The 10,097-nt window shown below is 68.2% G+C and carries 7 protein-coding genes and 1 pseudogene; 3 read left to right on the top strand and 5 right to left on the bottom strand.

Features of this window, described 5'->3' with window-relative positions:
* The first annotated feature begins 53 nt into the window (after positions 1-53).
* From P3W97_RS07165 to rsmA, 3 genes are read left to right on the top strand one after another with little or no spacing between them, the layout of a single operon-like run.
* Complete coding sequence (locus P3W97_RS07165) at positions 54-2,507, top strand: LPS assembly protein LptD (RefSeq protein ID WP_300845194.1); 2,454 nt, start codon at positions 54-56, stop codon at positions 2,505-2,507.
* Positions 2,500-3,834, top strand: coding sequence for a peptidylprolyl isomerase (locus P3W97_RS07160; RefSeq protein ID WP_300845191.1), 1,335 nt, complete (start codon positions 2,500-2,502; stop codon positions 3,832-3,834). Before P3W97_RS07165 ends, P3W97_RS07160 begins: the two co-directional genes overlap by 8 nt.
* A gap of 23 nt (positions 3,835-3,857) precedes the next feature.
* Positions 3,858-4,649, top strand: a complete 792-nt coding sequence (gene rsmA, locus P3W97_RS07155) for a 16S rRNA (adenine(1518)-N(6)/adenine(1519)-N(6))-dimethyltransferase RsmA (RefSeq protein ID WP_300845199.1) — start codon at positions 3,858-3,860, stop codon at positions 4,647-4,649.
* A gap of 180 nt (positions 4,650-4,829) precedes the next feature.
* Here rsmA and P3W97_RS07150 read toward each other — a convergent pair.
* From P3W97_RS07150 to P3W97_RS07130, 5 genes and pseudogenes are all read right to left on the bottom strand, one after another.
* Positions 4,830-5,231, bottom strand: a pseudogene (locus tag P3W97_RS07150) (barstar family protein); the annotation flags it as partial.
* A 59-nt stretch (positions 5,232-5,290) separates the two neighbouring features.
* Positions 5,291-5,701: a ribonuclease domain-containing protein gene (locus P3W97_RS07145; RefSeq protein WP_300845187.1), complete on the bottom strand. Its 411-nt coding sequence runs from the start codon at positions 5,699-5,701 to the stop codon at positions 5,291-5,293.
* 129 nt (positions 5,702-5,830) lie between these two features.
* A complete protein-coding gene (locus P3W97_RS07140; RefSeq protein ID WP_300845185.1) occupies positions 5,831-8,188 on the bottom strand; it encodes an NADP-dependent malic enzyme in 2,358 nt (785 codons plus the stop codon).
* A 115-nt stretch (positions 8,189-8,303) separates the two neighbouring features.
* On the bottom strand, positions 8,304-9,488 hold the full coding sequence (locus P3W97_RS07135) for a diguanylate cyclase (RefSeq protein ID WP_300845183.1): 1,185 nt from the start codon (positions 9,486-9,488) through the stop codon (positions 8,304-8,306).
* A gap of 60 nt (positions 9,489-9,548) precedes the next feature.
* On the bottom strand, positions 9,549-10,097 hold a 549-nt coding region (locus tag P3W97_RS07130), incomplete at its 5' end, for a TPM domain-containing protein (protein WP_367184604.1).

Here is a 10,097-nt window from a genome sequence, read left to right as displayed (position 1 = left end):
CATGGATAATCGGCAGCATTCTACGAATGCCACCGCCGACTGACCGTTCGACCGTGCTCAAGCGCTCTGCCACCCCCGCCTCGCCCGCGCCCGGCGCACCGCCGCGACAGCGCCTGCGCCGCGCCGGCTGGGTGGTGGGGTTGTGTGGGCTGGCAACGGCCGCCGGCGCCCAGCCGCTGGTGTTGCAGCCGTCGCTGACGCTGCTGGAGCAATTGCCCCCCAACCTGCGCGGCCAGACCCCGACGGTGGTGGAGGGCGAGCGCATCCAAGGCCAGACGGATGCCTACACTGCGGTCGAAGGCGGTGCTGTGTTGCGCCGGCACGACCTGACGCTGCGCGCAGACCGGCTGGAACACAGCGCCGCGGACGACACGGCGATTGCCAGCGGGCGGGTGCGCATCCAGCGCCAAGGCAATGTGTACGAGGGCGATCGGCTGCAGCTCAAGCTGGACACGTTCGAGGGCCGCTTCGACGCGGTGCGCTTCGAGTTTTTGCGCACCGGGGGGCAAGGCGAAGCCAGCCGGGTGGAGTTTCTGGACGAAAACCGGGCCATCGCCCACAATGTGCGCTACAGCACCTGCGAGCGTCCCTCCAGCGGGCGCTGGACGCCGGCCTGGGCTGTGACGGCCGATCAGGTGCAGTTCGATCAGGCGACGGAAACCGGCGTGGCCATCGGCGGGCGGCTGGAGTTCCAGGGCGTGCCGCTGCTGGCGGCGCCGTGGATCAGCTTTCCGCTGTCGGACGCCCGCAAGAGCGGCGTGCTGCCCCCGACGCTCAACCTGGACAACCGCAGCGGCTTCGAGACCACCGTCCCGTACTACCTGAACCTGGCACCCAACCGCGACGCCACGCTCTACCCGACGCTGATGACCAAGCGCGGACTGGACTTGGGCGGGGAATACCGATACCTGGAGCCTGCTTACGCCGGCCAGGTGCGCGCGGCCTGGATGGCCAACGACCGCTTGCGCAACCGCGACCGCTGGGCGCTTGCGGTGCTGCACCAGCAGGCGCTGCCCGGGCTGACGGCGCTGCCAGGCGCCGGCCTGCGGCTCAACCTCAACCGCGTCAGCGACGACGACTACTGGCGCGACTTTCCGCGCACCAGCATCATCACCAACCTGGCCCAGCGGCTGCTGGTCAACGAGGCCGTGCTCAGCGGCGGGGTCGGCCCGTGGAGCTACAGCCTGACCGCCCAGCGCTGGCAGACCCTGGGGGCTGCGCGCACGTTGGCGCCGCCGACCTCCGAGCAGATCGTTGCCCCCTACGACCGGCTGCCATCGGTGGCGCTGCGCTACCGCCCGGGGCGCTTTGCGCTGGCGGGCTTGGACGGCTGGCGGCTGAGCGCCGACCTGGATGTGACGCGCTTTGCCACCGACCGGGTGCCGGCTGTGTGGGACGGGGCTTCGGCCGGCGACCAGCGCACCGACTTGGACGGCACGCGCGCGCTGGGCATCGTGCGACTGAGCCGGCGCTGGGAGGCCCCCGGCGGGTATGTCGAGCCCAGCGTGCAGTGGCACGCGCGGCAATACCGCTTCGAGCAGGCACTGGGCGACGGTCGTCGCCACGTCAGCATCGCACTGCCGACGCTTGCACTGGATACGGGGCTGGTCTTCGAACGACAGGCCACGCTGCTCGACCGGGCCGTGGTGCAGACGCTGGAGCCGCGCGTGCTGCTGGCCGCCACCCCCTACCGCGACCAGCGGCTGCTGCCGGTGTACGACAGCGCCGCCTACGACTTCAACCTTGCCACCATCTTCTCGCCCAACCCGTACGGCGGGCATGACCGTATTGCCGATCTGCGCACGCTCACCTACGGGCTGACGACACGGCTGTACGCCCCGGACAGCGGTGCTGAGCTGGCCACGCTGGGGGCGGCCCAACGCCTGCGCCTGCAAGACCAGCGCGTGACCTTGCCCAATGAAGCCGCGGCCGCTGAAGGTCGCAGCGACATCCTGATCGGCACCACGATCAACTGGACCCCGCAGTGGTCGTTCGGTGGCACCTGGCAGTACAACATCGCGCGCCGCACCTCGGTGCGCACCCTGCTGTCGGCGCGCTACATGCCCGGCCCCTATCAGGTGCTGAGCGCTGCCTACCGCAACAATGAAACCACCGTCGCGCGCAGCCGCCAGCTCGATTTGGGCTGGCAGTGGCCCCTGGCCGCGCTGGGCAGTGGCGGGCTGCCGGCGGCGGTACCGGGCCGGGCGTTGGGACCGCGGCAGTGGTACGGCGCTGGCCGGGTCAATTACAGCTTTACCGACCGGCGCGTCATCGATTTGGTGGCGGGCCTCGAATACGATGCGGGGTGCTGGATCGGCCGCGTGGTGCTGGAGCGGCTGCAACAAAGCCGCAGCAGCGCCAATCAGCGCATTCTGTTCCAGTTGGAGTTTTCGGGCTTTTCTCGCTTGGGCAGCAACCCGCTGCAGACCTTGCGCACGCAAGTGCCGCGCTATCAATACCTGCGCGAGGACCTCAATCCGCCGAGCCGATTCGAACGCTATGAATGAACCGACGCCGATCACCCGCGCCGCGGCCCATGTGCTGTGCGCCATCCTGTGGATCGCTCCGCTGGCGGCGACCGCCCAGCCAACGCCGCCTGCCACGCTGGCCACGTCGGCCACGGCCGACTACATCGTCGCGCTGGTCAACGGGGAGCCCATCGCCGCCTCCGACGTGCGGGCGCGTCTGGCGCGCATCGACATTCCCACCAACGCGCCTGCTGCCGAGCGCGCGGCCCTGGCACGCCAGGTGCTGGAACAGCTCATCGACGAAAAGGTGTTGCTGCAATTCGCGGCCGAAAGCGGCATCCGGATCGAGGAGGCCGCCGTGGATGCTGCCGAAGCCGAAGTGGCCCGCCGCAACGGCCTGAGTGTCGCGCAATTGCGAGAGCGCCTGCCGCAGGCAGGGCTGACGCCGGCAGCCTTTCGCGCCAATTTGCGCAACGAGCTGACCCTGCAGCGCCTGCGCGAACGCGAGGAAGGCCGCGTGCGCGTGACCGAGGGCGACATCGACGCTTACCTGCGCACACACCAAGGCAGCACCGACCCGGCGCGCACCGCGCTGGAGCTGGCCCAGGTGCTCATCCCTGTGCCCGAGCAGGCCAGTGCCGAGCAAGAGGCGCGCGCGCGCGCGGCGGCCGAGGACGTGGCGCGAAGGGCCCGCAGCGGCGAGGACTTCGCCGCCCTGGCCCGGCGCCTGTCCCAAGCGCCCGAAGCCGCCAACGGCGGACGCCTGGGCCTGCGGCGCGCGGACCGCTACCCCACCCTGTTCTGGGAAGCGGTGCGCAACGCGCGCCCCGGGGACATCGTCGGTCCACTGCGCAGCGGCGCCGGCTTTCACGTCCTGCAGGTCGTGAGCAAACGCGATGTCAACCTGCCCGAGCCGACCGTGACCCAGACCCGGGTGCGCCACATCCTGCTGCGCGCAACGGACGAGGCCGCGCAGCGCGACGCCGCAGCGCGGCTGCAGGCCCTGCGCGAGCGCATCGTCAGCGGGCAGACCACCTTCGAGGCCGCCGCGCGCGAGATTAGCGAGGACAGCTCGGCCCGCGAGGGCGGTGCCTTGGGCTGGGCCACGCCCGGCCTGTTCGTGCCGGAGTTCGAGCAGGCGATGGACGCGCTTGCCCCGGGCCAGGTCTCCGCGCCGGTGCCGACGCGCTTTGGCGTGCACTTGATCGAGGTGCAGGAGCGGCGCGAGGTCGAGCGCAGCCCGCGTGACATGCGCGAGGCGGTACGCGCTTTGCTGCGCCAGCAAAAGGCCGACGAGGCGTTCGAAGAACAGGTGCGCGAGCTGCGCGGGCGCGCCTATGTCGAGTATCGCGAGCCACCGCAGTGAGCGCACGCACCGACCCAGGCGGTATGAGCGGGCACCGCGCGCGCAAGCGCTTCGGCCAGCATTTTCTGACCGATCCGGCCACCATCGACGCCATCGTGCGCGCCATCGACCCCGAGGCGGGCGACTGCATGGTGGAAATCGGTCCCGGGCTGGCTGCCCTGACCCAGCCGCTGGTCGAGCGGCTGGGGCGGCTGGCCGTCATCGAGCTGGACCGCGATCTGGCGGCCCGACTGCGCCGCCACCCCCATCTGGAGGTGGTGGAGGCCGACGTGCTGACCGTGGACTTCGGCGCGCTGGCCGCGCGTTGCACTGACGACCCGTGCGCGGCGGTGCGCCGGCTGCGCGTGGTCGGCAACCTGCCCTACAACATCTCCACCCCCATCCTGTTTCATCTGTTGCGCTGGGCCGACCGGGTGCAGGACCAGCACTTCATGCTGCAAAAAGAGGTGGTGGACCGCATGGTGGCTGCCCCGGCCAGCGCGGCCTACGGTCGGCTGAGCGTGATGCTGCAGTGGCGCTACGCGATGGAGGAGGTGCTGTTCGTGCCGCCCGAGGCGTTCGACCCGCCGCCGCGCGTGGACAGCGCCGTGGTGCGCATGGAGCCCCGGCCGCAGCCCGCAGCGCTCGATCCCACACTGCTGGAGGAACTGGTGCAGGTGGCGTTTTCGCAGCGGCGCAAGCTGCTGCGCCACACCCTGGGCCGCTGGCTGGAGGAGCGGGGCTTTGACGGTGCCTTCGATGTGCAGCGCCGTGCCGAAGAGGTGCCCGTGGCCGAGTACATGGCTCTGGCCCAAGCGCTGGGGGCGCCGCGCTGATTCAGCCCCGCCCGGCGCCCTGGGCGGGGGCGCCGATCGTCAAGCCGCGCTGAGCCAGTAGCCGGCATTGAACGGACTGCTCATGCGCAGCGCTTGCGGGCTGACATCCACCAATTTGTCGGTCAACAGCGGCTCGTCGCTCGACTCCAGATCGGCTGGCTTGGGCGCGCGTGCCACCGAAAACGAGTAAAAGCAACGGAACGGCACCTTGCGCTCGGCCCAGAAGTCGGCCACATCGCGGAAGACGTCGAGCAGTTGCTCGCGCGCCTCTTTGTCGAACTTGGGGCTGGTGGGAATGTGCTCCAGCACGACGACGAAGCCGGTCTGCGGCCCCGATTTGTACACCGTGTCGGTCAGGCAGTCGTAGAGCGCATCCAGGTTTTTGCCATTGTGCGGCGGCAGTTGGTACTGCTGCGAGATCAGGTCCAGGATGTCCTGCTTGTTGAGCGCAGAGGCCAAGTTGGCATAGAGGAAATGGTGACCCAGCGCCTCGGCCGCGGCCTGTAGGTCCTTGACCGTGAAGGCGCGAATCGACTGGACAATGTTGGTTCGTACGTTGCGCAGCGGCTGTTCCATGGTCATCGGAATAAGTGGAAGATCGATGAGATCGGAAAAGTGGAGCGTCGATGAGGCCTGGTGATTCACGGGGCGATGCGGCGAAAGCTCGCGTAGTGGTCGGCCGTGTAGTAGCAGGCGTCGGGGACGGTCGGCTGCCAACCGCCGCAGACGATGCGACGCGCGCCCCGATGGGGCAGCCCGGGGGTGGGTACCGTGTACTCACGGTAATACCCGCGCTTTTGGGCAGGCAGCAATCGCTCGCGGTTGAAAAACACCGTGCCGTCCTTCTCATATGGAAAAGGTCCCCCCTGGCGGATCAGGCGCATGACGGTGTGCGCTTCGGCCGGCAATTCGGCCAGCGCCACCTGTGCGATGCCTGGGGCATCTTGCAGCGGCGCTTCGGTCCGTGCAGCGGCACCGCTTGCGCCCAGCAGGGCCAAGCCCAACAGCCCCGCCGACAGCGCCGCGAGCCACCCCCGCTTCAGTCGACGCACCCGATCCTCTCTTGGGGTTAACCCGAATCAAGCGCGCAAGTGTGCCCGAAGCGCCCCCAGATTGCAAGATCTTGACAAGCGGGCGGGCTTGTGGTCGACCGCCTGTTGTCGGCACGGCGTCGGGCGGTGTCAGGCATCGGCAGCCGTGCTGGAGTGCGCGTCGGCGGGCCCATGCGCCGCGCCCACCGCACGAGGGCCGACGTTGGCTTCGGCCACCGTCAGCGCCGTCATATTGACGATGCGCCGCACCGTCGCGCTGGCCGTCAGGATGTGCACCGGCTTGGCCACGCCAAGCAACATCGGTCCGATGGCGATGTTGCCGCCCGCCGCCGTTTTGAGCAGGTTGTAGGCGATATTGGCGGCATCGATGTTGGGACAGACCAGCAAATTGGCCTCGCCCGTCAAAGTGCTGCGCGGCATGATGGCGTGTCGCGCCGCACCGTCCAGCGCCACGTCGCCGTGCATCTCACCGTCCACCTCCAGCCACGGGGCTTGCTCGCGCAGCAGGGCCAGCACCTGCCGCATCTTGACGGCACTGGGCTGATCGGATGATCCGAAATTGGAGTGCGACAGCAAGGCCGCTTTGGGCGTGATGCCAAAGCGCATGATCTTGCGCGCGGCCATCTGCGTGATCTCTGCCAGCTGCTCGGCGCTCGGGTCGTAATTGACGTGGGTGTCCACCAGAAACACCTGACGGCCAGGCAGCAAGATGGCATTCATCGCCGCATAGGCGTGGGCCCCCGGGCGCTTGCCGATGACCTGGTCGATGTAGTGCAGATGCATGGGGCTGGTACCCCAGGTGCCGCAGATCAGGCCGTGCACATCGCCATAGCGCAGCAGCATCGCGCCGATGAGCGTGAGCCGCCGCCGCATCTCGATCTTGGCGATCTGCTCGGTAACGCCACGCCGCTCCATCAGGCGGTGATATGTTTGCCAGAAGGTGCGGTAGCGCGGGTCGTACTCGACGTTGACGACGTCGTAGTCGGTGCCCTCGCGCAAGCGCAGGCCAAATTTTTCGATGCGCTGGGCGATGATGGCTGGGCGGCCGATGAGCGTGGGCCGCGCCAGCCCTTCGTCCACGACCACCTGTGCCGCGCGCAGCACCCGCTCCTCCTCACCCTCGGCATAAGCCACCTTTTTGTATTGGGCCCGCTTGGCGATGGCGTAGACCGGCTTCATCAGCGTGCCGGACGCAAACACGAAGCTCTGCAGCCGCTCGCGGTAGGCATCCAAGTCCGCAATGGGACGCTGCGCCACACCGCTGCGCGCCGCCGCTTCGGCCACGGCCGGCGCAATTTTCATCATCAGCCGCGGATCAAACGGCTTGGGGATGAGGTACTCCGGCCCAAACGCCAAATTCTCGCCCGCATAAGCCGCAGCCACCACCTCGCTTTGCTCGGCCTGCGCCAGCTCAGCGATCGCATGCACCGCGGCGATTTCCATCTCGTCGGTGATGGTGGATGCGCCTGCGTCGAGCGCCCCGCGAAAAATGTACGGAAAGCACAGGACGTTGTTGACCTGGTTGGGATAGTCGGTGCGGCCTGTGGCCATGACAGCATCGTCGCGCACCGCGCGCACCTGCTCAGGCAGGATTTCCGGCGCCGGATTGGCCAGCGCGAAGATCAGGGGCCGGGCCGCCATGCGGGCCACCATCTCGGGCTTGAGCACGCCGCCAGCCGACAGGCCTAGGAATACATCTGCACCCTCGATCACCTCGGCCAGCGTGCGCGCGTCGGTTTTCTGCGCAAACTGCGCCTTGTCGGGGTCCATCAGCTCGGTACGACCTTCGTAGACCACGCCGGCGAGGTCCGTCACCCAGATGTTTTGGCGCGGCAGGCCCAGCTTGACCAGCAACTGGACGCAGGCCAGCGCCGCCGCCCCGGCGCCCGAGGTGACGAGCTTGATCTGATCGATGCGCTTGCCCACCACCTTCAGACCGTTGAGCAGCGCCGCGCCGACGACGATGGCGGTGCCGTGCTGGTCGTCGTGGAAGACCGGGATTTTCATGCGCTCGCGCAGCTTGCGCTCGATGTAGAAGCAATCCGGCGCCTTGATATCCTCCAGGTTGACGCCGCCGAAAGTCGGCTCCAGCGCCGCAATGATCTCGACCAGCCGGTCTGGGTCCTTTTCGTTGATCTCGATGTCGAACACGTCGATGCCGGCGAACTTCTTGAACAGCACCGCCTTGCCCTCCATCACGGGCTTGGCCGCCAGCGGGCCGATGTCGCCCAGCCCCAGCACCGCGGTGCCGTTGGTGATGACGGCCACCAAATTGCCGCGGCTGGTGTAGCGAAACGCGTTGGCCGGGTCGGCGACGATCTCCTCACACGGGGCGGCGACGCCCGGCGAGTAGGCCAGCGCCAGATCGCGCTGGTTGGACAGGGGCTTGGTGGCGGCGATTGCCAGCTTGCCGGGGGTAGGGTGCTCGTGATAGTCGAGTGCGGCGCGCTTGAGCTGCTCGCGTTGGTCCGAAGCGGTTTCAGCCATAGGGGGATCTCCTGAGCGCCGCGCGGCCACCCGGGCGGGGCCAATGCGGCATTGGCGCCACATTGTAGGAAGCCATACCGCCCCTGGCGGCGCAGTAGCGGCAGCCGTGACCGGATCAGAGCGAATGCGGACGCGCTGCGTCGGGATCCTCGGATGGGGCGACGACCGCTTGGTTACGGCCAGCGCGCTTGGCCGCATACAAGGCGGCGTCAGCCAGGCGCAGCAGCCGCGAGCCATCGTCAGGAGCATGGGGCACCATGCTCCCCACCCCGGCGCTGACCGTCACCACCGGCGCCGTGGGGGAGGCAGCATGGGGCAGCGCCAAGGCGCGCACCGCAGCCACGGCCCGCTCGGCCACCACACGCGCCCCGCCGGCGTCGGTATCGACCAGCAAGGCGACCAGTTCCTCGCCCCCATAGCGGGCCAGCAGGTCGGGCGCGCGATAAATCTCGCCTTGGAGCGCGCGCGCCACCGCCTGCAGACAGGCATCGCCGGCTTGGTGGCCGTAGTGGTCGTTGTAGCGCTTGAAATGGTCCACATCGAACATCACGATCGCCAGCGGCCGGGCCTGCCGCGTGTGGCGTGCAATCTCCTCGCGCAAGCGTTGATCGAAATAGCCGCGGTTGGCAATGCCCAGCAGGCCATCGATGCGCGAGAACGCCTCCAGCCGGCGGTTGGCCGCCTCCAGCTCGGCAGTGCGCTCGCGCACGCGTTGCTCCAGCCGGGCGTTGGCCTCCAGCAGATCCTGATTCTGCGCTGCCAGCACATGGTAGAGCTGGCCGACCATGCGCAGCAGGTTGGCCACGCGGCGGTCGAGCGGATCTTCCTCCTGCGCCCACGCTTCGGCGGGACTGGCGCCCGCACGGATACGCGCCATCTGACGGGCCATCGCCTGGTCCACCCCCAGAATATGCAGGCCCAGCCACGAAGTGAGAAAGCCCATCAACGTATCGCCGAGTTGCCGCAGGTGGCCACGCGCATCCCACATCGAGCGCACCTGCGCGACAAACTCTTGGTGCAGGCGGGCGTGCAGCTCGCGGTGGCGCGGGTCGACGCCGGCTTCAGCCATCAAGCGTTCTTCGTCTTCGAAGTGATAGCGGGAATAGGCAACCAACTCATCGAAGATCGCCTGTTGCTCGTTTGCGCTGAGCGCCCGGCCGTGGAACATGGCGCGGTTGAGCGCGTTGAACAGGCCCACCAAGCGGTGGTGTTGCGCATCGACAGCGTCTAGACCCGTCAAAAGCGTGTCGTCCCAGACGAACACGTCATCCGTGCCGGAGGATGCGTCAGAATTGGCCATGAGCGGTTCCGACTTGCGATGGGAATTGGCTCGAGTATGCCGCAGGTTGCAACGCTGACGTCACACTCGAATGATGCCATCTGGCAATTCGTTCGGATTGGGGCGATTCCCTGCGGACGGAAAATGGTGACAGAGCCAGCGGTCGACCGCATCGATCGCGGCCGCCAGGCCAGCCTCGGGCCGCTTGGCGCACAGCGTGGCCTGCAAGTCATCGACAACGGCCGTCCACTGCGCGGGCGAGACACGGCGCGCCAGCCCACGGTCAGCGACGATCTCGATGGCGCGCTCGGCCAGCAGCAAATAAATCAGCACGCCGGCGTTGTCTTCGGTATCCCAGACGCGCAGGCGGCCAAACCAGGCCAGCGCCCGCTCGCGCACCCGTGCCGCCATGGCTGCCTGATCGGCCGGCGGCCACAGCCAGCGCAGCGGCAAACTGGCCTCGACGCAGACGCGGATCTCGCCGCGGTGGTGCGTTTCGCTGACCTCGATGCGGCGACGCAGCCGCTCGGCCGCTGCATCGTCGAGCCAGCGCCGGCTGGCGCGCTCATCGAGCCAAAGATGGCGCCAGAACCGCCGCAGCTGTACGCCCACGCCCTGCATCGTCACCAC

The sequence above is a fragment of the Tepidimonas sp. genome, assembly GCF_029335975.1.
Taxonomy (GTDB): Bacteria; Pseudomonadota; Gammaproteobacteria; order Burkholderiales; family Burkholderiaceae_C; genus Tepidimonas.
The sequence above is the reverse complement of the archived record's forward strand: the minus strand, read 5'-3'. Positions and strand labels throughout refer to the sequence as shown.